Annotated in this window: 17 protein-coding genes and 1 tRNA gene; 9 read left to right on the forward strand and 9 right to left on the reverse strand. The window is 66.5% G+C overall.

Annotated features, from left to right (window positions below; translation table 11 throughout):
• Positions 1-14: 14 nt before the first annotated feature.
• On the reverse strand, positions 15-1,547 hold the full coding sequence (gene pdxR, locus ABZ720_RS10940) for a MocR-like pyridoxine biosynthesis transcription factor PdxR (RefSeq protein WP_366555561.1): 1,533 nt from the start codon (positions 1,545-1,547) through the stop codon (positions 15-17).
• Positions 1,548-2,036: 489 nt separating this feature from the next.
• Between pdxR and ABZ720_RS10945 the strand changes: the two genes are divergently transcribed.
• From ABZ720_RS10945 to ABZ720_RS10975, 7 genes are all read left to right on the forward strand, one after another.
• On the forward strand, positions 2,037-3,236 hold the full coding sequence (locus tag ABZ720_RS10945; RefSeq protein WP_366555562.1) for a pyridoxal phosphate-dependent aminotransferase: 1,200 nt from the start codon (positions 2,037-2,039) through the stop codon (positions 3,234-3,236).
• Between the two features lie 68 nt (positions 3,237-3,304).
• The gene (locus ABZ720_RS10950; protein WP_366555563.1) at positions 3,305-4,642 is read left to right on the forward strand and encodes an aspartate aminotransferase family protein; all 1,338 of its coding nucleotides are present in this window, start codon (positions 3,305-3,307) and stop codon (positions 4,640-4,642) included.
• A complete protein-coding gene (locus ABZ720_RS10955; protein WP_366555564.1) occupies positions 4,639-5,463 on the forward strand; it encodes a beta-keto acid cleavage family enzyme in 825 nt (274 codons plus the stop codon). The genes ABZ720_RS10950 and ABZ720_RS10955 overlap by 4 nt, the downstream gene beginning before the upstream one ends.
• Positions 5,464-5,768: 305 nt before the next feature.
• A complete protein-coding gene (locus ABZ720_RS10960) occupies positions 5,769-6,746 on the forward strand; it encodes a TAXI family TRAP transporter solute-binding subunit (RefSeq protein WP_366555565.1) in 978 nt (325 codons plus the stop codon).
• A 100-nt stretch (positions 6,747-6,846) separates the two neighbouring features.
• Complete coding sequence (locus ABZ720_RS10965) at positions 6,847-9,621, forward strand: TRAP transporter permease (protein WP_366555566.1); 2,775 nt, start codon at positions 6,847-6,849, stop codon at positions 9,619-9,621.
• Between the two features lie 18 nt (positions 9,622-9,639).
• Positions 9,640-10,068, forward strand: coding sequence for a universal stress protein (locus tag ABZ720_RS10970; RefSeq protein ID WP_366555567.1), 429 nt, complete (start codon positions 9,640-9,642; stop codon positions 10,066-10,068).
• A 132-nt stretch (positions 10,069-10,200) separates the two neighbouring features.
• A tRNA-Pro gene (locus ABZ720_RS10975) sits at positions 10,201-10,277 on the forward strand.
• Positions 10,278-10,355: 78 nt separating this feature from the next.
• Here the strand turns inward: ABZ720_RS10975 and ABZ720_RS10980 are convergent.
• The 7 genes from ABZ720_RS10980 to ABZ720_RS11010 all read right to left on the reverse strand — a co-directional run bounded on the left by ABZ720_RS10980 (position 10,356) and on the right by ABZ720_RS11010 (position 17,874).
• A complete protein-coding gene (locus ABZ720_RS10980; protein WP_366555568.1) occupies positions 10,356-10,886 on the reverse strand; it encodes a gamma-glutamylcyclotransferase family protein in 531 nt (176 codons plus the stop codon).
• Between the two features lie 94 nt (positions 10,887-10,980).
• A complete protein-coding gene (gene pgmG, locus ABZ720_RS10985) occupies positions 10,981-12,360 on the reverse strand; it encodes a phosphoglucomutase/phosphomannomutase PgmG (protein WP_366555569.1) in 1,380 nt (459 codons plus the stop codon).
• A 17-nt stretch (positions 12,361-12,377) separates the two neighbouring features.
• Positions 12,378-13,247, reverse strand: coding sequence for a UTP--glucose-1-phosphate uridylyltransferase GalU (galU, locus tag ABZ720_RS10990; RefSeq protein WP_366555570.1), 870 nt, complete (start codon positions 13,245-13,247; stop codon positions 12,378-12,380).
• Between the two features lie 118 nt (positions 13,248-13,365).
• Positions 13,366-14,091, reverse strand: coding sequence for a DnaJ domain-containing protein (locus tag ABZ720_RS10995; protein WP_366555571.1), 726 nt, complete (start codon positions 14,089-14,091; stop codon positions 13,366-13,368).
• An 18-nt stretch (positions 14,092-14,109) separates the two neighbouring features.
• The gene (locus ABZ720_RS11000) at positions 14,110-14,853 is read right to left on the reverse strand and encodes a VWA domain-containing protein (RefSeq protein ID WP_366555572.1); all 744 of its coding nucleotides are present in this window, start codon (positions 14,851-14,853) and stop codon (positions 14,110-14,112) included.
• 86 nt (positions 14,854-14,939) lie between these two features.
• Entirely contained in the window at positions 14,940-15,824 is an 885-nt protein-coding gene (locus ABZ720_RS11005) for a division plane positioning ATPase MipZ (protein ID WP_366555573.1), read from the reverse strand.
• A 91-nt stretch (positions 15,825-15,915) separates the two neighbouring features.
• Positions 15,916-17,874 carry an acetyl-CoA carboxylase biotin carboxylase subunit gene (locus ABZ720_RS11010; protein ID WP_366555574.1) on the reverse strand — a complete coding sequence of 653 codons (1,959 nt, stop codon included), beginning with the start codon at positions 17,872-17,874 and terminating at the stop codon, positions 15,916-15,918.
• Positions 17,875-18,257: 383 nt separating this feature from the next.
• Between ABZ720_RS11010 and plsY the strand changes: the two genes are divergently transcribed.
• On the forward strand, positions 18,258-18,890 hold the full coding sequence (plsY, locus tag ABZ720_RS11015) for a glycerol-3-phosphate 1-O-acyltransferase PlsY (protein ID WP_366555575.1): 633 nt from the start codon (positions 18,258-18,260) through the stop codon (positions 18,888-18,890).
• A gap of 36 nt (positions 18,891-18,926) precedes the next feature.
• Here plsY and ABZ720_RS11020 read toward each other — a convergent pair whose 3' ends face one another.
• The gene (locus ABZ720_RS11020) at positions 18,927-19,115 is read right to left on the reverse strand and encodes a DUF3008 family protein (protein ID WP_366555576.1); all 189 of its coding nucleotides are present in this window, start codon (positions 19,113-19,115) and stop codon (positions 18,927-18,929) included.
• A gap of 90 nt (positions 19,116-19,205) precedes the next feature.
• Between ABZ720_RS11020 and ABZ720_RS11025 the strand changes: the two genes are divergently transcribed.
• On the forward strand, positions 19,206-20,636 hold the full coding sequence (locus ABZ720_RS11025) for an alkaline phosphatase D family protein (protein ID WP_366555577.1): 1,431 nt from the start codon (positions 19,206-19,208) through the stop codon (positions 20,634-20,636).
• Positions 20,637-20,653: the final 17 nt, after the last annotated feature.

The raw sequence follows: 20,653 nt of genomic DNA on the forward strand, positions 1-20,653 counted from the left end.
AGCTAACCGTCCTGCTATGCGCGGGCAGAGCGTTCGGCGCGTTCCAGGGCCTGCGCCAGCTTCGCCACCTGACCATCCATCACCTCTTCGGGCACGGCGGAAAAGCCGAGCAGCAAGGCATCGCTGCTGCCGCCCGGCGGCCCGTCGTAGAAGTAGGCGGAAAGCGGCGGCGCGATCAGGCCTTCTGCCGATGCCGCGGCACTGGCCTGGTGATCGGTGATCGGGCGCTGCAGGCGGGCCAGCAGATGCAGCCCCGCCTCGCTGCCGGAGAGCTGCACCATGCCGCCAAGGTGGCGTTGCGCCGCCTCCAGCATCGCATCCTGCCGGCCCTGGTAGAGCGCGCGCATGCGCCGCAGGTGCGCGGCGAAGTGCCCCTCCTGTATGAAGGCCGCCAGGGCAGGCTGCAGCGCCAGGGCGGGATAGTCCTCCAGCACGGCGCGCGCCCGGGTGACCGGCTCGACCAGCGCCGGCGGCACCACGAGATAGCCCAGCCGGATCGAGGGAAAGAGCACCTTGGACAGGCTGCCGATATAGACCACCCGCCCAGCGCCCTCATCCAGGGACTGCAGCGGCGCCAAGGGCCGTCCCGCGTAGCGGTACTCGCTGTCGTAGTCGTCCTCCACCACCCAGGCCGAGACCTGCTGTGCCCAGGACAGAAGCTCCAGCCGCCGCGCCAGGGTCATGGCCAGCCCCAACGGGTACTGTCTCGCCGGGGTGACCACCGCCATGCGCGCATCGGGCGCCCGCCGCTGCCCCTCGGTAACCACGATCCCCTCCTGGTCCACCGGCAAGGGCACCACTTCGGCGCCAGCCGCCAGGAGCGGGCCGCGCAAGCCGGCATAGCCGGGGTCCTCGATCCACACCCGTTCACCGGGATCGAGCAGCAGCCGCGCCACCAGATCGAGCGCCTGCTGAGCGCCTGAGGTGACAAAGACCTGCTCGGGCTCCACCGGCAGGGCACGCACGGCCCGAAGATAGGCAGCAATGGCTTCGCGCAGCGGGCGGAAACCGCCCGGCTCCCCGGGGCGCAGCAGTTCGCGCGGCGGCACCCGCCAGAAGCGCCCCACCAGGCGCCCCCAGACTGAGAAGGGGAAGAAAGCCGTCTCCGGCATGCCGGGCACGAAAGCGCGCCGGCCGTCGCCGCGCCGCGCCGGTGCGCCGGGCGGCTCCAGACGTGCCAGACGATGGCCGCGCTTGCCCAGTGTCGGCGGCGCGCTCTCCGTCGGCTTGGTTGCGGCCGGGCGATCCGGACGAACGGCAAGCAGTTCATCAGGCAGGACCCGGGACACATAGGTGCCTGAGCCCACATGCCCTTCGAGATAGCCCTCGGCCAGGAGCTGTTCGAAGGCGCCCACCACGGTGTTGCGCGAGCAGCGCAGCTCGTCGGCCAGAATCCGACTCGATGGCAGGCGCGTGCCCGGCGGCAGACGCCCCTCCAGCACGGCCAACCGCACCTGATCATAGACCTGGCGGTAAAGCGGCGGGGCCTTGGCGCCTCGTTCCAAAGTGAGGGTGAAGAGTGGCGCGGTGGACGCGCGGCGCAGCATGGTGAAACTCTCTTAGCCAATGGTCCGGTCGTTTCGACCGGAATCAGCAAGAATAATGCAACCAATTGCGCGGCAAGGCGAGATCAATCGGCCCCATCCAGACAAGACAGAAGCCGATGAGGCGCACAGCAGCCGACAGGCCTACCAGGGGGAGTGTCCTGGGGCCTGTCGCTGCAACGAGAGGAGGAGAGTCTGCTGCCAGTCGTCGCGGCGGCGACAAGACGGATACACGGGGGGATGGGGGATGGGCATACCCGTCTGCCGCCGCCGGACGATCGAGCCATGGCCTTACGCCATGGCCTCGAAACACACTTTAGTCGAAGCATGAGAGGAGAGGTGTGACATTCCTGGGATTCACGCCCACAGCTTGTGACCAAGAAAGGGCAGAGCTGCTCTGCACGGAGGAGGCGCTGCTTGCCAGGACGGCGTTGCTTCTGGCAGGTAAAGTCACAATCCCTGCTTCCAGCCAGCGTCCAGAAGGTCCAATCCATGTCTGTCAGCAAAGTCCAAGCTCGACCTGCCTCCCACTCGACGCCATTGCCGATTCGCGCGCAGGTGGCGGAGCTTCCAGTTTCGGGCATCCAACAGGTCTGGGAGATGGGCTTTCAGCGTAACGACGTGATCGGACTCTGGGTCGGGGAAGGCGACGTCCCGACGCCCGACTTCATTTGCGAGCCGGCCATCGCCTCGCTGCGCGCCGGCAACACCTACTACACCCATAAGCGTGGCATTCCGCCCCTGCGCGCGGCCCTTGCCGACTACCATGCGAAGCACCTGGGCATCGCCCCGGATCAGGAGCGCATTTCCGTCACCTCCTCGGGCATGTCGGCGCTGGCGCTGGTGTTCCAGGCGATCTTGGAGCCGGAGGATGAGGTGATTCTGGTCTCGCCCATCTGGCCCAATGCCATGGCAGCCGTGAGCATCGCCGGCGGCCGTCCGGTGGAGGTCGCGCTGACGCCCCGCTCGGACGGAGGCTTCCTGCTCGACCTCGATCGGATCAAGGCGGCCATCGGCCCGCGCACCCGCGCGCTCTTCATCGCCTCACCCGGCAATCCCACCGGCTGGATGATGGAGCGCGAACAGCAACAGGAGGTCCTGGCCCTGGCGCGGGAGAAGGGTCTCTGGATCATCGCCGACGAGGTCTATCACCGCTTCACCTATGACCGGCCGCTGGCCCCCTCCTTCGCCAGCATTGCCGATCCGGAGGACGCGCTGATCTGCGTCCACTCCTTCTCCAAGGCCTGGGCGATGACGGGCTGGCGGCTGGGCTGGCTGCTGCATCCGCCCTCCATGGCCGAGACCTTCGGCAAGCTGATCGAATACTCCAGTTCCGGCGCCCAGCATTTCCTGCAGGACGGGGCGGTCGCCGCAATCCGCGAGGGTGAGCCCTTCGTCAAGGAGATGGTGGACCGCTGCCGCCAGGGTGGCGAGATTGTCTTCGAGGCGCTGTCGCAATGTCCACGGGTGACCATCGCCAAGCCCCAGGCGGCCTTCTATGCTTTTTTCGGTGTCGAGGGCGTGACCGACAGCCTGGCCTTCGCCAAGCAGCTTGTGCTCGACTGTGGCGTCGGGCTTGCGCCAGGCTCGGCCTTCGGCGCGGCCGGGGAAGGCTATCTGCGCCTGTGCTTCGCCTCTTCGCCTGCGCGCATCGCCCAGGCCATGGAGCGGCTGGCCCCGGCACTGAAGTAGGGCTCGGCGCGCTCCACCTACGCTCCCCCGCGCCGTTCTCGCAGTAGAGCGGTCAACAGGACAGCAGCATGACACGCATCCTTCATCGCGACCCGAAGCAGACCCTGCCCACCGCCGTTGCCGGTTCTGGCCCCCACATCATCGACGCGGAAGGCAAGCGCTACCTGGACGCCTCGGGCGGCGCCGCGGTCTCCTGCCTGGGGCACAGCTACAAGCCGGTGATCGAGGCGATCAAGGCTCAGCTCGACCGCCTGCCCTATGCCCACACGGGCTTCTTCACCAACGAGCCCTCCGAGCAACTGGCCGAGCACCTGATAGCGCGTGCCCCTGAGGGCCTCGAGAAGGTCTACTTCCTCTCCGGCGGCTCGGAAGCCAACGAAACGGCCCTGAAACTGGCGCGCCAGTACTTCCATGAGAAGGGCGAGACCCAGCGCCGCTGGTTCATCTCTCGCCGGCAGAGCTACCACGGCAACACCCTGGGAGCGCTTTCCATCGGCGGCAATCCTGGGCGCCGGGCCGTCTACGAACCGATCCTTATGCCAGCGCACCACATCGCGCCCTGCTACGCCTATCGCGAGCGCCAGGATGCGGAGAGCGAGGAGGCCTATGGCCTGCGGGTGGCGAACGAGCTGGAAGCCATGCTGCAGCAGCTGGGCCCGGACACGGTGATTGGCTTCGTCGCGGAAACGGTGGTGGGCGCGACACTGGGGGCGGTGCCGGCGGTGCCGGGCTACTTCAAGCGCGTGCGCGAGATCTGCGACCAGTACGGCATCCTGCTGATCCTCGACGAGGTGATGAGCGGCATGGGCCGGACGGGCACGCTCTTCGCTTGCGACCAGGAAGGCATCGCCCCGGACCTGTTGACCTGCGCCAAGGGTCTCGGCGCCGGCTACCAGCCCATCGGCGCCTGCCTGATTTCAGGCAAGATCCACGACACCATCGTGGGCGGCAGCGGCGCCTTCCAGCACGGCTTTACCTACATCGGCCATGCCACCGCCTGCGCCGGTGCCCTGGCCGTGCAGCAGGCCATCGAGCGCGAATCGCTTCTGGACCAGGTGGGCCAGCGCGGCGGCGCGCTCACGGCCGCGCTGATTGAGCGCTTCGGCAACCATCCCAACATCGGCGACATCCGCGGTCGCGGGCTCTTCCTGGGTGTGGAACTGGTGGCCGACAGGGCCAGCAAGCTGCCCTTCGATCCGGCCCTGAAGCTGCATGCGCGCATCAAGCGCAACGCCATGCAGGAGGGCTTGATGTGCTATCCGGGCGGCGGGACCGTGGACGGCCGCGCCGGTGACCATGTCCTGCTGGCGCCGCCCTATATCATCGAGGAGGAGCAGGTGGCGGAGATCGTCGACAAGCTCGGCCGCGCCATCGACGGCTCCCTCGCCGAGGTACGAGAGCCATGAGCAAGGCTGCCTGGGATCCGCTGTTCCTCGCTGTCGCCCCCAACGGGGCCCGCAAGACCAAGGCAGACCATCCGGCCCTGCCGATCACGCCGGAAGAGCTGGCTGCGACGGCCCGATCCTGCGTCGACGCCGGCGCGGCCATGATCCACCTGCATGTGCGCGACGAGACGGGCGCGCACAGCCTCGATGTGGGCCGCTATCGGGAAGCGATGGCGGCCGTGCGGGAAAGCTGCGACGATTCGATCGTCATTCAGGTCACCACCGAGGCGGTTGGCCGCTACACACCAGACGAGCAGATGGACTGCATCCGCGCGCTCGAACCCGAAGCGGCGAGCTTTGCGGTGCGCGAGCTGATTCCCGATGCGGCATCCGAAGCGGAAGCCAAGGCCTTCTTCGCCTGGGTGCGAGAAGCCGGCATCCAGGCACAGTTCATCCTCTACAGCCCGGAAGACGTAGAACGCTTCGAGGCTTTGGTGGCGCGCGGTGTCCTGCCGGCCGGGCGACAGCTCCTGCTCTTCGTCCTGGGGCGCTACGCCAAGGATCAAACCTCGGAACCGCATGAGCTGCTGCCCTTCATCCAGGCCAATCAAAGCGACCACCCATGGGCGGTCTGCGCCTTCGGGCCGAAGGAGGCAGCCTGCGCCCTGACCGCCGCAGCGCTGGGCGGCCACGCACGGGTCGGATTCGAGAACAACCTCTTCCTGCCGGATGGGCAGGTTGCACCGGACAACGCCGCCCTGGTGGCCAGCGTCGCCCAGGGCGCCGCGCATTTCGGGCGGCCGATCGGCACGGCCAGAGAGCTCCGGCAACTGCCAGACTGAGCCGGCGCGATCGTGGCACGCAAAGATAGCGCACGACTCGCCAATTTCTGCTAAACCCTGGGCAGGAGAAATTGGAGTAGCCTTCCCGAGACGAAGGATGCTTTAGTTTCTCGACAAACGGCAAAGGAGCAAGCCGTGAACAGGGTGCCGTTCGGGCTGCGACCCCGGCATGGGAGTCCTTCCAGGATCGAAATCGGCCATAGGGCCGGAATCTGCGAATCTTCCAGCGGCGCTGCTCCCGACGAAGTGGCGAAATCGCGACGGCGCACCCTGCCCCAAAGTCAAAGATACGGAAGGATGACGAGATGAAGAGGATCGCACTCACGGCCGCAGCTACGGCCCTCGCCGCAGGCGCCTACGGCCTGCTCGGCGCCGGCGACGCGCAGGCGCAGCAGCAGTTCGTGACCATCGGCACCGGTGGCGTCACCGGCGTGTACTATCCGGCGGGCGGCGCCATCTGCCGCCTGGTCAACCAGGGTCGCGCCGAGCATGGCATTCGCTGCTCGGCCGAGAGCACCGGCGGTTCCGTGTTCAACGTCAACACGATCCGCCAGGGTGAGCTCGACATGGGCATCGTCCAGTCGGACGTGCAGTATAACGCCATGCACGGCCTCGAGAACTTCGCCGATGCCGGCGAGGACGAGGAACTCCGCTCGCTCTTCTCCCTGCACCCCGAGCCGCTCACTGCGGTCGTGCGTGCCGACGCCGGCATCGAGAGCCTGGAAGACCTCAAGGGCAAGCGCGTCAACATCGGCAACCCGGGCTCGGGTCAGCGCGCGGCGGTCGAGATCCTGATGGAGAAGCTCGGCTGGACCACGGACGACTTCGAACTAGCCTCCGAGTTGCCCTCGCGTGAGCAGTCTCAGGCCCTGTGCGACAATCGGGTCGACGCCTTCCTCTTCACCGTCGGCCACCCCTCCGGCTCAATTGCCGAGCCGGTCGCCACCTGCGGCGCGCAGCTCCTCTCTCTTGAGGGTGACGAGGTCGACGAACTGGTCGAGGACAACCCCTACTACTTCTCCGCGACCATTCCGGCGGGCACCTACAACAACGAGGAAGACATCCACACCTACGGCGTGGGCGCCACCTTCGTATCCTCCACCCGCACCTCGGCCGACGTGGTCTATGAGGTGGTGAAGGCGGTCTTCGAGAACTTCGACTCCTTCACGGAGCTGCACCCGGCCTTCGCCGTGCTGGAGAAGGAATCGATGATCTCCCAGGGTAACTCCGCCCCGATGCACGAGGGCGCGACCCGTTACTTCGAGGAAGCCGGTCTGCTCTGATCGGACGGCGGGACAGCGCCATCCGGGCGCTGTCCCGCTCCTGCCTGCGGGCCACAAAACAAGAAAGATCACCTGGACGTTCTGAACGGGGGCAAGGCTCATGAGCGAGCAGCGGCGCGGAGACGAGTCAGAGAGAAGCGCGGAAGATCTGGTCGCGACGGCCGATACCGGTGCCCGCTCCCCCACAGGCTTCCAGGCACGCCTGCTCTACGCCGTGGCGCTGTGCTGGTCGCTGTTCCAGCTCTGGTACGCTTCGCCGCTGCCCTTCATGCTGGGCTTCCTGATCTTCAACGACACCCACGCCCGGGCCATCCACCTGTCCTTTGCGCTCTTCCTGGCTTTCACGGCCTTCCCCGGGATCGTCGCCAGCGGCAAGCGCTTTCCCATCTTCGGCGTCATCTTCGCGCTCGGCGGCCTGGGGGCCGCCTATGCCGCCATGCAGCAGGCCCTGGCCGGCAACACCAATGGCCTGATGATCTTCGGCCTGTCCGCGGCCACGGCCTTCGTGGTCGCCTGGTCCGCCAGCCGCCCGACACCGCTCAATCGCATCCCCAAGCTCGACTGGCTGATGGCTTTCGGCGGGGCGGTCAGTGCCGGCTATCTTTTCGTATTCTATGAAGGGCTGGCGATGCGCCCCGGCGCCCCGATCCCGGCCGATCTCATGATCGCCGGCATGGGCATGGTGCTGCTGCTGGAAGCGACCCGGCGCGCCCTCGGCCCGGCGCTGACCATCATCGCCTCGATCTTCCTCTTCTACACCTTCGCCGGGCCCTACATGCCCGACCTGATCGCGCACCGCGGCGCCTCCTTCTCGCGCGTCATGTCGCAGCAGTGGTTGACCGCCGAGGGCGTCTTCGGCATCGCGCTGGGGGTTTCCACCTCCTTCGTGTTCCTCTTCGTGCTGTTCGGCTCGATGCTCGATCGTGCCGGCGCGGGCAACTACTTCATCCAGGTGGCCTTCGCCCTGCTCGGCCATCTGCGCGGCGGGCCGGCCAAGGCTGCCGTGGTGGCATCGGGCCTCACGGGTCTCATTTCCGGCTCCTCCATCGCCAACACCGTCACCACCGGCACCTTCACCATTCCCTTGATGAAGCGGGTCGGCTTCTCTTCGGAGAAGGCCGGTGCCGTGGAGGTGGCCAGTTCGGTCAACGGCCAGATCATGCCCCCGGTGATGGGCGCGGCCGCCTTCCTGATGGTGGAGTACGTCGGCATTCCCTACGTCGACGTCATCAAGCACGCCTTCCTGCCGGCGATCATTTCCTACATCGCCCTGCTTTACATCGTGCACCTGGAGGCGCTGAAGGCGAACATGCAGGGGATGGAGCGGCCCAATCCGAAGCCGATCTATCAGAGCCTGATCAACTTCGGCATCACGGTCAGCAGCATCATCATCCTGGCCGGGCTGGTCTATTACGGCATCGGCTGGACCCGGGATGTCTTCGGCGAAGCGGCCACCTGGTTCGTCGGCATGGGTGTCGTGGTCGCCTACGTCGGCCTGGTATGGTACGCCGCCCGGGTTCCCGCGCTGAAGCTGGACGATCCCGACGCCCCGGTGCTGCATCTCCCCGAGGTGGCGCCTACGGTCAAGAGCGGCCTCTACTACATCCTGCCGGTGGTCATTCTCATCTGGTGCCTGATCGTCGAGCGGCTGTCGCCGGGGCTCTCGGCCTTCTACGCCGTGGTCTTCATGATCTTCATCATGCTGACCCAGCGGCCGCTGCTGACCCTCTTCCGCAAGCATGAAAGCAACCTCGGCGCGGCGCTGGTGCAGGGTTTTCGCGACCTCATCGACGGGCTGGTCACCGGCGCCCGCAACATGGTCGGCATCGGCGTGGCCACGGCGGCGGCGGGCATCATCGTGGGCGTGGTGGCCCAGACGGGCGTGGGGCAAGTGCTCACCCAGGTGATTGAGCAGGTCTCCGGCGGCAATCTCATCTTGATCCTGGTGCTCACCGCCATGCTCAGTCTGGTGCTCGGCCTGGGCCTGCCGACGACGGCCAACTACATCATCGTCGCCTCGCTGATGGCGCCGGTGATCGCCGAGTTGGGTTCCCAGCAGGGGCTGGTGGTCCCGCTGATCGCCGTTCACCTCTTCGTCTTCTACTTCGGCATCATGGCCGATGTGACACCTCCGGTGGGCCTGGCCTCCTTCGCCGCTGCCGCGATCTCGCGCGGCGACCCCCTGCAAACTGGCGTGCAGGCCTTCCACTACTCCCTGCGCACCGTCGCCCTGCCCTTCATCTTCATTTTCAACTATCAGCTTCTGCTGATCGGCATCGAAGGGCCGTTCCAGCTCGCGCTCATTGTGATCAGCGCACTCGCCGCCATGCTGGTCTTTGCGGCGGCCACGCAGGGGTTCTTCTACACCCGCAGCCGCATCTACGAGAGCATCGCCCTGCTGCTGGTCGCTTTCACCCTCTTCCGGCCCGGATTCTGGATGGACATGATCGAGCCGGACTATGTGGCACGACCAGCCAGCGAGATCTTCGAGATCGTGGAGGAGATCCCCAACAACGGCTTCGTGAGATTGCGCGTGGCCGGTTACAATCCTGCGAGCTTCGACGATATCGAAAAGACGGTGATGCTGAACGTCGGCCCCAGGGCCGACGCACAGCAGCGCCTGATGCATGCCGGCCTGATGGTGGCGCCGATGGGCGATGCCGTGTCGATCACCCAGGTGATCGAGCGTGGCGATGCCGGGCGCTACGGCGTCGGCATGGGTTGGGACATCAATCAGGTTCTGGTGCCCAACCCCGACCGGCCGCCGAAGGAGCTCATGTTCATTCCCGCCTTGCTGCTGCTGGGTCTGGTCTATCTGCTGCAGAAACGTCGGGCCGGCACGACCAGCGGCTCCAGCCGCCGCGCCGAGGCCTGAGCTTCAAGGGAGGGTGCCATGTATCGTGACATACTGCTGGCTGTCGATCTCTCGAACCCGGAGACCCAGGAGAAGGCCGTGGCCACCGCCATCTCCTGTGCACGCTCTTTCGGCGCAAGGTTGCACGTGATCTCGGTCGTGCCGGACTTCGGCATGTCCATGGTGGCCGGTTTCTTCCCCAAGAACTACGAGCGCGACGCTTTGGCCCAGGCCAACAGCGCTTTGCACGCCTATGTCTCGGAGAAGATCCCCGACGATATCTCCGTGCAGCACATCGTCGGCCACGGGACCATCTACCGCGAGATCCTGCACTACGCGGGCCAGACCGGATGCGACCTCATCGTGATGGCCTCGCACCGCCCGGAACTGGAGGACTATCTCCTGGGCCCCAACGCCGCCCGCGTGGTGCGCCACGCCAAAGCCTCGGTGATCGTGGTGCGGGATTAAGGCTGACCGACCCCAGGCACAGGCGGCTCGGAAATCAATCGTTCGGTGGCTGCGCTTCATCGTTGCAAGCCCCCCTGGGAGGGGCTATACAGCCGCCCGGATCGCACGCATCAGCGGCGCGCTCCGCTTTGCCGGGGAGTAGCTCAGCCTGGTAGAGCACTACGTTCGGGACGTAGGGGCCGGAGGTTCGAATCCTCTCTCCCCGACCAACCGGCAAAGCCACAGAACGCCCGCCTGAAATGGCGGGCGTTTTGCTTTCCGCCTGTGTGAAACCGGCACCACCGGAGTCAGGCGGCCTCCTGCCAGGAAAGCGCGTTTTCGCGCACTTCCAGATCGGCTGCGAGCGCGCGGATCGTGCGGCGGAAAGGCCAGTTCATGTCGTGAGCCTGGCCGCTATCGACACCGAACTCGCGCATCCAGCGGCTGGTGTCGGCCAGGAGCCGGCGTTTGTGCTGCATGCGCCAGCGCTGCAGGCTCCAGCTGCGCTGGGCCGCAAGCCCGGGATGCACTGCCATGAAGATCCAGGCCTGGGCGGCCGCTCCATTGGTTGTACGCACCCTGCGCTGCTGCGGCAGGTAGAGATCGCCCTCGAAGTGGGCCATGCGGTAGAGCGCGCGAGCGTCCAAGCCAGAGACCAACAGCCCGTCTACCCGGCTGCGCGCATCGGAGACCAGAACCGGGTAGGTGCCATGCCGGGCGCGGACCCGGCGATAGCCGCGCAGGCGCGCCGACTGCAGCTCCAGCGACTCGGCGATGTGCGGCATGACCGCCGCGCGCACTTCGGGATCGAGAAGGGTCCCGTAGAAAAAGAACTGCATCGGCCCAGCCCCAGATTTGCAAAGGGCCGATGCCTAGCGAATCCCGTGACGCGGCGCAATGGCCTGGGTCGGGATTCGACGCCGATATCGAGGGTCAGTTTTCCTGCGCCTCGATGCCACTGGCGGCAAGCTGCTCGTTGAGGGTCCGGCGCAGCCGCTCCAGGGCCGCTTCGTCCTGGGCTTCACAGCGTGCCACCAGCACATCCTGCGTGTTGGAGGCCCGCAGCAGCCACCAGCCGCTGCCATCGCGCACCCGCACGCCATCGGTGGCGTCCACCTCCGCACCGGCCTCCTGCAGGCGCGCACGCACCTCCTCGATCACCGGCTTCTTGCGCTCCTCGGGACAGGGAAAGCGCAGCTCCGGCGTGTTCATCACCTGCGGCAGGCTGTCCCGGAATTCGGCCAAAGACTTGCCCCAGCTGCCCAGGGCGTTGATCAGGCGCACCGCGGCGTAGAGGCCGTCATCATGGCCATAGAAGTGGTCGGCGAAGAAGAGGTGGGCGCTCATCTCCCCGGCAAAGGGCGAGTCGACCTCCTGCATCTTGGCCTTGATCAGGGAATGCCCCGTCTTCCACATCAGGGGCGTCCCGCCCAGCGCGGCGATGCCGTCGAAGAGGATTTGGCTCGCCTTGACGTCGGCGATGATGGTGGCGCCGGGGCGTTCCTTGAGCACATCGCGCGCCAGCAGCAGCATCATCTGGTCGCCCCAGAGCGGTCGCCCCTGCCCGTCCAGCGCACCGATGCGGTCACCGTCGCCGTCGAAAGCGATGCCCAGATCGCAGCCCTCGCGCAGCACCGTCTCCTTGAGGGTTTCGAGGTAGCGCGGCACCGTCGGGTCGGGATGGTGGTTGGGGAAAGTGCCGTCCACATCATCGAACAGCAGGATATGCTCGCCCGGCAAGCGCTCGGTCAGGCGGCGCATGGCCGGACCGGCAGCACCGTTGCCGGCGTCCCAGGCGATCTTCAGGTTCTCCGGCCCATCGAAGTCCTGCACCAGACGATCCACATAGGCCTCGAAGATGTCGTGGTTCTCAGCTTCGGCCGAACCGCTTTCATAGTCGCCGGCCGCTGCCATCCGCCCCAGGGCCTGGATATCCTCCCCGAAGACCGCCTTCTTGCCCAAAACCAGCTTGAAGCCGTTGTACTCTGGCGGATTGTGCGAGCCGGTGATCATGATGCCGCCGTCGGCATTCAGATGATGCACCGCGAAATAAAGCTGCGGCGTCGGCCCAAGCCCGACCCTGAGGGCGGTCACGCCGGCAGCCGACAGACCCTCGACCACCGCCGCTTCCATGTCCGGCGAGGACAGGCGACCGTCATAGCAGACGGCGACGCGCGACCCGCCACGCCGTCGAACGGTGGTTCCCACGGCGCGGCCCAAGGCCCGGGCGTCGGCTTCGTGCAGGGTCGTTCCAACCACCCCGCGCACATCGTACTCGCGCAGCAGGGTCGGGTCGAAGGTATGGGCTGTCATCGTGGAGCCTCCTCGAATCACGCGTAGGTTTTCAGAATACCCTGCATCGCTTCGCGCAGATCGTCGCGTGCGAGTGCATAGGCCACGTTGGCTTCGAGGAAGCCTTCCTTGCTGCCGCAATCGAAGCGGGTGCCCTCGAACCGCAGTCCATGGAAGGGCACATCGGTGATCGTGCGAGCCATGGCATCGGTGAGTTGGATCTCGCCGCCCGCCCCCGTCTCCTTGCGGTCCAGCGCGCGCAGCACCTGTGGGTCCAGGATGTAGCGGCCGATGATGGACAGGGTCGAGGGCGCTTGTGTCGGGTCCGGCTTTTCCACCAGTCCCTTGGCCTTGGCCACCCGACCGTCGTCCTCCACGACATCGAGGATGCCGTAACGTTTGGTGTGCTCGCGGGGTACGTCCATGACGGCGACAACATTGCCGCCCACGCTGCCATGCACCTCCACCATCTGCGCCAGGCAGGGGGTCTGGGCCAACACCAGATCATCGGGCAGCAGGACCGCGAAGGGCTCGTCCCCGATGAGATGCCGTGCGCACCAGACCGCGTGCCCCAGGCCCAGGGGCTGCTGCTGGCGGACGTAGGCGATCTGCCCGGCCTCGAACACGGTATCGGAAAGGCTCGCCAGCGCGTCCTGCTTGCCGCGCTGCTCCAGCGTGGCTTCCAACTCGAAGGCGTGGTCGAAATGGTCCTCCATCGCGCTCTTGCCGCGGCCGGTGACCAGGATGAACTCCTCGATCCCGGCGGCCTTGGCCTCTTCCAGTGCGTACTGGATCAGAGGCTTGTCGACGACCGGCAGCATCTCCTTCGGCATCGACTTGGTGGCCGGGAGAAACCTCGTGCCCAGCCCCGCTACGGGAAAGACTGCCTTCCGGATGGCTTTGCTCATGTTCGTTCCCTGTTCACTTTGACCCGAATTAGCCGGCATTCGATCTATCTATAGGCGCCAGCGGCGAGCGCAGCAACCAAGGCCTCTGCGCGGCCGCGAAAGGTTTCAGGCCGCCGCATCATCGACCCAGAAGCACCTGCTTGGCCTGGTTGATCTTGGCGGCCAGATAGTCGCTGCCGCCGAGATCGGGATGAAGCTGCTGCATCAAGCGTCGGTGCGCCGCCTTGATCGCAGCTTCGTCGGCGTCCGGTCCAATGCCCAGTACGGCGCGCGCCTCATCCGCGCTCATTGCGCCGCCCATCGCAGCCCCGGAACCGCGGCTTCTCTGGTCGCCCGTCGTCTCTTCATCCCCTGAGCCGCGCCAGTCCGCGCCCTGGGTGCGGTCCAGATAGGCTTCCAGCACCGATGCCGACTCCTCGTCCTCGGCACGGCAATCGCGCAGCAGTGCCATGAGTTCCGCCGCCGTCAGTTCAGACAGGTGACGCCCGCGGAAGGGGCCTTCGAGCACCGTTCCCTCCATGTCGCCGCTGTCGTGATCGAGGCGCATGCGCAGAAAGCGGGTGACGATCTCCGAGACCTGCCCACTGTCACTGCCGGACGGCGGGCTCCAGCTGCGCAAGCGTCCGAATGCCTGGGCCAGGAGCGGCAGCAGGAGTGGCAGTGCCACAGCGAGAAGCTGGCGTGCTGCACCAAAGACGACCAGCAGCAGCAGAGCGCCACCGGCCACAGCGGCTACCCAGCGCAGCGCCCGCAGGACCTCTCCCGGCTGCGCATTGGCAAACCAGCGCAGTCCGCCAACCACGACCACAAGCAGCGCAAGGCCAACCAGAAGCCAGGGGAGCATCGGCGCGCGGTCCCTGTGTCAGCGCAGCTGGTGGGTCAGCTGCAAGGCGGCACCGCCACGCTGCTGCGAAAAATCGGCCAGCGCCTTCTTGCCCCCTGCGGCAAAAACGGCCACGGCGGCGAGCAGATCGCGCAGTTCCTGCACCGAGGTCCCATCGAAGCGGCAGCAGGCTCCACCGCTCAGGCGCGCAATCTGCTGAAAGGCCTGGCGCGCCGCGGGATCGTTGCCTTCGTGGAACAGGAAGCAGGGCACGCCCAGCAATCCAAGTTCACCGGCAAGATGACCCAGTTCGTCGACGTTTTCCTCGACACTGTCGCCGACGAATACCAAAGCGTTGACCTTCCGCTTGCGGCTTTCCTTGGCGGCATGTCGCAGCACTCGGGCGATCTGGGTGCGCCCGGCAAGACAGTTCACTGCCGTCATGGCACGCAGCAGGCCGCCCGCATCGGCGTGCCACTTGCTGGCCTTGCACTCACCGAAGCCGCGATAGAAGAGGAGTTGGATATCGAGACCGCCCAACCCGGCCGCCGCCTCGAACATCTCCGCCTGGGTGTTCATCGCCCGGTCCCAGGTGGGCTGGCGGCTGGCGGTGGCGTCCAGGGCGAAGATCAGGCGTCCGCGTCCGGTGCCCTGCTTGGGCGGTGGCGGCGTGGCCGCGACCTGACGCAGAAAGGCATCCACCTCGCTGCGTTGCCCATTGCTGCGGTCCGGCTGCGACGGCGCCGTCCCGGTCTTGTTTGGAAGTTTGCTGTCCCTGCTCATCACAAGGCTTAAGGTAGGCACGTCAGCGCCCGGGCGCCAGACTTGAGCCGATGCGGCGGTAACGAAAGGCCAGGGACGTCAGCGGATCAGAGCACCGCAGCCCGGGCAAAGGCCTCCTCGGCACCGGTTTCCTCGCTGCCCAACCCGATGGCGCGCAGCAGCTCGCGCACTTCCTGGCGGGCGGCGATGTGGCTCATCGTCAGGCCCTCCCCGCTCTCCTTCAAGTCGAGCAGCGTCAGCCCCTTGGGGAAGAGCTCGCGGAAAATCACCCGCTCGCCGAAGCCGGGCGCAAGCCGGAAGTTGATGCGCTTGGCCAGTTGGGTGAGCAGCGCGCCGACACGCTGCTTGTTGCGGGCGTCCAGGTGCGAGAGACGGTTGCGCATCACCACCCAGTCGATGGGCCGGCCACCGGCCTTGGCGCGCCTCAGCCGCTGCTCCCAGACCATCTGGGCGTAGACGCTGGGCCCGAGGATCTTCTGGCCGTCGGGATCGATCCGGGCCAGGAGGTCGAGATCGACAAAGGAATCGTTCATCGGGCTGATCAGGATATCGGCCAGCGTGTGCCCGAGGCGCGAGAGATGAGAGTCCGAGCCGGGCGTATCGATGACCAGGTAGTCGCAGTCCGCCAGGTCCATGCGCGCCTGCTCGAGCGCCCCAGCCTCCTCGGCCTCGGCGCCGTCGCGGTCAGCGGCCTGAGAGCGCTCCACCTTGCGCAGTACGGGTTGCGGCAGCGACAGACCTTCGCGCTCACAGAAGCTGCGCCGGTTCTCCACGTAGCGCGAGAGCGTGCCCTGGCGGGCGTCGAGGTCGATCACGCCGACGCTGCGCCCCGTGCGCAGCAGGGCCACGACCAGGTGCATCGCGGTGGTCGACTTGCCCGACCCGCCCTTCTCGTTACCGAGCACGATCACGCGGGCCGGCGGCTGGGAACGCCCGGCCGGGGCAATCGATGGATTTGGCGCAATCGACACGACTCGGGCCTCACGCAGTGGACGACTGCTCAGGCTTTAGCGGATGCGCCGGTCCCGGAAAAGACACAGCAGACGACAGGCCCGCGCGCGACTACTCGAACTCGACGATCTTCTGGTCCACCGAGAGGCTGTCGCCGGGCTGGGCGTGGATATCCTTGACCGTGCCATCGGCCAGGGCGCGCAGCACGTTCTCCATCTTCATGGCCTCGACCACGGCCACCTCCTCGCCGGCCTTCACGCTCATGCCCACCTCGACTTTGAGGGTGACCAGCAGGCCCGGCATCGGAGACAGCACGAACTTGGAGAGGTCCGGCGGCTCCTTCACCGGCATCAGCGCCGCCAGCTTTCCCACCGAGCGACGCAGGACCAGGGCGGAGACCATCGTGCCATCGTGACGCAGGAGCAGCCGCGGTCCCAGAGCATCCACCTGCAGCGTCATGGGGCGACCATCGACCCGGCAGCGCAGCAGCGGCTGCCCCGGCCACCAGTCGTCGCCCTCGACGCGGATGGCCCGCTCGCCACTGTGTGCCAGGATGCCGCCCTCGCTGGGCTCGACGCGAAGCAGCTTCTGCTCGCGGTCCATCTCCACCACCAGTTCACGGGCCTTCAAGGGCTCCCCGCGTGCCTGGCGCAGCAGTTCCAGATAGGCCGCCACCGCCGAGAGCTCGTCGCGCTCGGCCTCCGACAGCGCCCGGCCGGTGAAGCCATCGGGAAACTCCTCGCCGATGAAATCGGTGGAAAGCCGGCCTTCGCGAAAGCGCGGGTGCGCCATCACTGCCGAGAGGAAGGCCATGTTGTGGTCGACACCGCGGACGTAGTAGGCGTCCAGCGCCGCGCGATGGCGGTCGATCGCCGCCTCACGGTCCGGGCCCCAGGTCACCAGCTTGGCAATCATGGGGTCGTAGTACATGGAGATCTCGGCGCCTTCCTCGACACCGCTGTCCACGCGCACACCCTCTTCCGCATTGGGCTCCTGATAGCGGCGCAAGCGGCCGATGGAGGGCAGAAAGCCGCGGGCCGGATCTTCCGCGTACACTCGGGTCTCCACGGCCCAGCCGTCGCGTCGGACCTCGTCCTGGCCGAAGCTTAAACGCTCACCGGCTGCGACCCGGATCATCCACTCCACCAGATCGAGGCCGGTGATCATCTCGGTCACGGGATGCTCGACCTGCAATCGGGTGTTCATCTCCAGGAAGAAGAAGTTGCGGTTCTGGTCGACGATGAACTCTACCGTCCCCGCCGAGCGGTAGTCGACAGCCTCCGACAGGGCCACGGCCTGTTCGCCCATGGCCTTGCGCGTTTCCTCGTCGAGAAAAGGAGAAGGCGCTTCCTCCACCACTTTCTGATGCCGGCGCTGGATGGAGCATTCACGCTCCCAGAGGTAGAGGCAGCGCCCCTGCCCGTCGGCCAGGACCTGGATCTCGATATGGCGCGGCTGCTCCACATAGCGTTCGATGAAGACCCGTTCGTCACCGAAACTGCCGCGCGCCTCGTACTGCGCGGAACGGAAGCCGTCGCGCACCTCTTCGGCGCTGCGCGCGATGCGCATGCCCTTACCGCCGCCGCCGGCCGAGGCCTTGATCATGACCGGCAGGCCGACCTCCTCGGCGATGCGCACGGCGTCCTCGGCGTTCTCGATCTCGCCGATGTAGCCGGGCACGGTGTTGACGCCCGCCTTGTCGGCCAGGCGCTTGGACTCGATCTTGTCGCCCATGGCGGCGATGGCGTTGGCCGGCGGTCCGATGAACACCAGTCCGGCCGCCTCCACCGCTTCCACGAAGCTGGCGCGCTCGGACAGAAAGCCGAAGCCCGGGTGGATGGCCTGGGCGCCGGTGCGCTTTGCCGCCTCGATGATGCGATCAGCCTGCAGATAACTCTCGGAGGCCGCTGCACCTCCGATGTGCACGGCTTCGTCGGCCTGGCGCACATGCAGCGTCTCGGCGTCGGCGTCGGAATAGACCGCCACCGTCTTGATCCCGAGCCGGCGGCAGGTCTTGATGATACGGCAGGCGATCTCGCCTCGGTTGGCAATCAGTATCTTGTCGAACACTCTCGCCCCTCCTGGAAACGGCCCTAAGGGTTAGAACGGAGGGCGCTGGACCTGTCAACGTCCAGGCAAGGCCTGCCAGGAGTCCCATTCACCAGCATCGAGAGCCCGCACAGTCCCCTGGCCCACACACAGTGGCGATACGTATGGGCGCGACACTTGTCAGGGTTGTGTCGCTTCTAGATATACGGAATGATGGCGCCTCCTGTTCGTCTCTTGAACGAATCACGCACCGGAGCGGACCCGTGCGCCGCGATCCGCGAAGTGATGGTCCGGAACTGACAGTCGTCTGCCGCCACAGCAGAGGAGAATCGCTGCAGCGCCTTGACGCCGAGGGCCGGCAAGCGCCATCACGATCTTAACAAAAGGCTGCAAAGCGACGCGTGATGCCGGACCCGATTTCCTGGGCCTTCTCCTGGCCCTATCTCCTGACCGCCGCCGTGGCCGGCTATCTGCTTGGCGCCATCCCCTTCGGGCTGCTGCTGACCCGCCTCAGCGGCGCGGGCGATCTGCGGCGCATCGGTTCGGGCAACATCGGCGCCACCAACGTCCTGCGCACCGGCCGCAAGGATTTGGCGGCCGCCACCCTGCTGCTCGACGGTGGCAAGGGGGCGCTGGCGGTGCTGGTCGCCGGCTGCTGGGGCCCAGACATGGCCCTGAGCGCCGGTCTGGCGGCCGTGGTGGGTCACCTCTTTCCGATCTGGCTGCGCTTCAAGGGGGGAAAGGGCGTCGCCACGACGCTCGGCACCCTGCTCGCCATCGCCTGGCCGCTGGGCTTGGCCACCTGCGGTGGCTGGCTGCTCGTGGCCGCGGTGACGCGCTACTCCTCGCTCGCCGCCCTGCTTTCTTTGGCTGCGGCCCCGGCCTTGGCCTGGTGGCTGCTGGGCGATCTGCAGTTGGTGGAGTTCGCAGGCATACTGGCGCTGCTCGCCTGGCTGCGCCATGCCGACAACATCCGCCGGCTCCTGCGCGGCGAGGAGACCCGCATCGGGCAAAGAAAGACGGATCAGCCGTCCTGAGGCTGCCTCCCCTGCACCCGTTTCTGTCCGAAAAAGTCACTCTTTCGACGCGTGCTCCGGCTTGCCCTTGCGCTTGGCGGACGCCATGTCGTCGAGTTCTTTCTCGGTCATAGAGTCATACATCTCTTTGGAAGCGCCTTGCAGGTCCTTTGGGTCTTGTTCCCCCCGCTTCGCCGCCAGGGCCGCACCGGCCGCCTTCTGTTGAGCCTTTGATTTTGCCGGCATGAACACTCACCTCCTTTCGAAGCTTTCCCAGTCCAATTCTCCTGGCCTAGCTCAAGTTCCCCCGCCCCTTCACCGCACAAGGCTTGCCGAATGACGCAGGAAATCGTCGGTCCCATTCTGCTGGCCCGCGGCTTCGACCAGGACAGGCATCGCTTGGCCGCGCTGCTGATCACCGAGCGCGATCAGGCTCCACCGCCACTGACCACTGCCAACGGCCACGCGGTGGAGCCGGTTCGTCTCTCAGACACCCGGCAGCGCTCGATCTGGCGCTACGATTTCGCACTGTCGCCGCAGCAATCGCACTATCAGCTGGGATCCGAGACCTTTGACGTGGCCGTGGCGGACTCGCCGCAAACGCGGGTGGCGTTCGTGTCCTGCAACGGGCAGGAGGACGGCGACCTGCTGCGCCCCGAGGCTGAGAGAAACGCACTCTGGTATCGCCTGCGCGAAGAGCACGAAGTCGCGCCCTTCCATCTCATGCTGCACGGTGGTGATCAGCTTTACGCCGACCCTGTGTGGGAGGCGCATACGGCGCTCAAGCGCTGGACGGAAGCGGTCCGGCGCGAACAGCTCGGCATGGACTTCACCGACGAAATGCGTGCGGCCGCCTTCGAGTTCTACATTGAGCGCTATTGCCAGGTCTACGCGCAGCCGCCCACCGCCTGGTTGCTGGCGCGGGTGCCCTCGCTGATGATCTGGGACGATCACGACATCTTCGACGGCTGGGGCAGCCATCCCGAGGAGGTGCTGGACTGCCCCGTGGGCGCCGGCATTTTCCAGGAGGCAAGGCGGGCCTATTGCCTGCTGCAGCTGGGCATGAGGCCCGAGGCCGAACCGCCGGGCGCCCTCGACCCCAGTGGCGGTTCCCTGGGGTGGGTTTTCCGCTACCCGGATTTTACGGTCATTGCGCCCGACCTGCGCTCTGAACGGCGCCCCAATCAGGTGATGGGCGCGCCCGGATGGCAGGGGTTCCGCAACGCCCTGGAAGCCGAGCCCGACGGTCGGCGCATTCTTATGCTTTCCAGCGTCCCTGCCCTGGGACCGCGGCTTTCCTGGGTCGAGGCCTGCATCGGTTTCGTTCCCAAGCTGCGCGAGTACGAGGACGATCTGCGCGACCAGTGGCAAAGCCGCCATCATCGCAGCGAATGGATCCGTTTCCTCTCCTTTCTGGAGCAGCAGATCAACCTGCGCCGACAGCACATCACCCTCCTCTCGGGCGAGATCCATCTGGCGACACGGGCTGAGATGCGTCTGGAGCAAGGCGCGCTGCACCAGCTGGTGGCCTCCGGCATCGCCCATCCGCCGCCGCCAAAAGCCTATGCGCGCGCACTGGGGCTGCTGGCCAGTTTCGGCGAAACGCCGCTGCCGGGCCGCCCGATCTCGCTTTATCCCTTACCGGGGCGAAGCAAAATCTATGCCGCCGAGCGCAACTTCCTGCTGCTGAACTGCAACGAGGCCGGCAGGTGGCAGGCTGTCTGGTTCCTCGAGGAAAGTGGCTGGACCAACCCGCTCGACCTGTAGGCGGTCCACGCTCTCCC

The sequence above is a fragment of the Aquibaculum sediminis genome, from assembly GCF_040712085.1.
GTDB lineage: Bacteria > Pseudomonadota > Alphaproteobacteria > Kiloniellales > DSM-21159 > Aquibaculum > Aquibaculum sediminis.

Coding starts and splice junctions, on each gene's coding strand:
- ABZ720_RS10955 (WP_366555564.1), top strand. CDS start 4,639: ATGAGCAAGGCTGCCTGGGATCCGCTGTTCCTCGCTGTCGCCCCCAAC.
- plsY (WP_366555575.1), top strand. CDS start 18,258: ATGCCGGACCCGATTTCCTGGGCCTTCTCCTGGCCCTATCTCCTGACC.
- ABZ720_RS11025 (WP_366555577.1), top strand. CDS start 19,206: ATGACGCAGGAAATCGTCGGTCCCATTCTGCTGGCCCGCGGCTTCGAC.
- ABZ720_RS10965 (WP_366555566.1), top strand. CDS start 6,847: ATGAGCGAGCAGCGGCGCGGAGACGAGTCAGAGAGAAGCGCGGAAGAT.
- ABZ720_RS11020 (WP_366555576.1), bottom strand. CDS start 19,115: ATGCCGGCAAAATCAAAGGCTCAACAGAAGGCGGCCGGTGCGGCCCTG.
- ABZ720_RS10995 (WP_366555571.1), bottom strand. CDS start 14,091: ATGCTCCCCTGGCTTCTGGTTGGCCTTGCGCTGCTTGTGGTCGTGGTT.
- ABZ720_RS10980 (WP_366555568.1), bottom strand. CDS start 10,886: ATGCAGTTCTTTTTCTACGGGACCCTTCTCGATCCCGAAGTGCGCGCG.
- ABZ720_RS10960 (WP_366555565.1), top strand. CDS start 5,769: ATGAAGAGGATCGCACTCACGGCCGCAGCTACGGCCCTCGCCGCAGGC.
- ABZ720_RS10945 (WP_366555562.1), top strand. CDS start 2,037: ATGTCTGTCAGCAAAGTCCAAGCTCGACCTGCCTCCCACTCGACGCCA.
- ABZ720_RS10950 (WP_366555563.1), top strand. CDS start 3,305: ATGACACGCATCCTTCATCGCGACCCGAAGCAGACCCTGCCCACCGCC.
- galU (WP_366555570.1), bottom strand. CDS start 13,247: ATGAGCAAAGCCATCCGGAAGGCAGTCTTTCCCGTAGCGGGGCTGGGC.
- ABZ720_RS11000 (WP_366555572.1), bottom strand. CDS start 14,853: ATGAGCAGGGACAGCAAACTTCCAAACAAGACCGGGACGGCGCCGTCG.
- pdxR (WP_366555561.1), bottom strand. CDS start 1,547: ATGCTGCGCCGCGCGTCCACCGCGCCACTCTTCACCCTCACTTTGGAA.
- ABZ720_RS10970 (WP_366555567.1), top strand. CDS start 9,640: ATGTATCGTGACATACTGCTGGCTGTCGATCTCTCGAACCCGGAGACC.
- pgmG (WP_366555569.1), bottom strand. CDS start 12,360: ATGACAGCCCATACCTTCGACCCGACCCTGCTGCGCGAGTACGATGTG.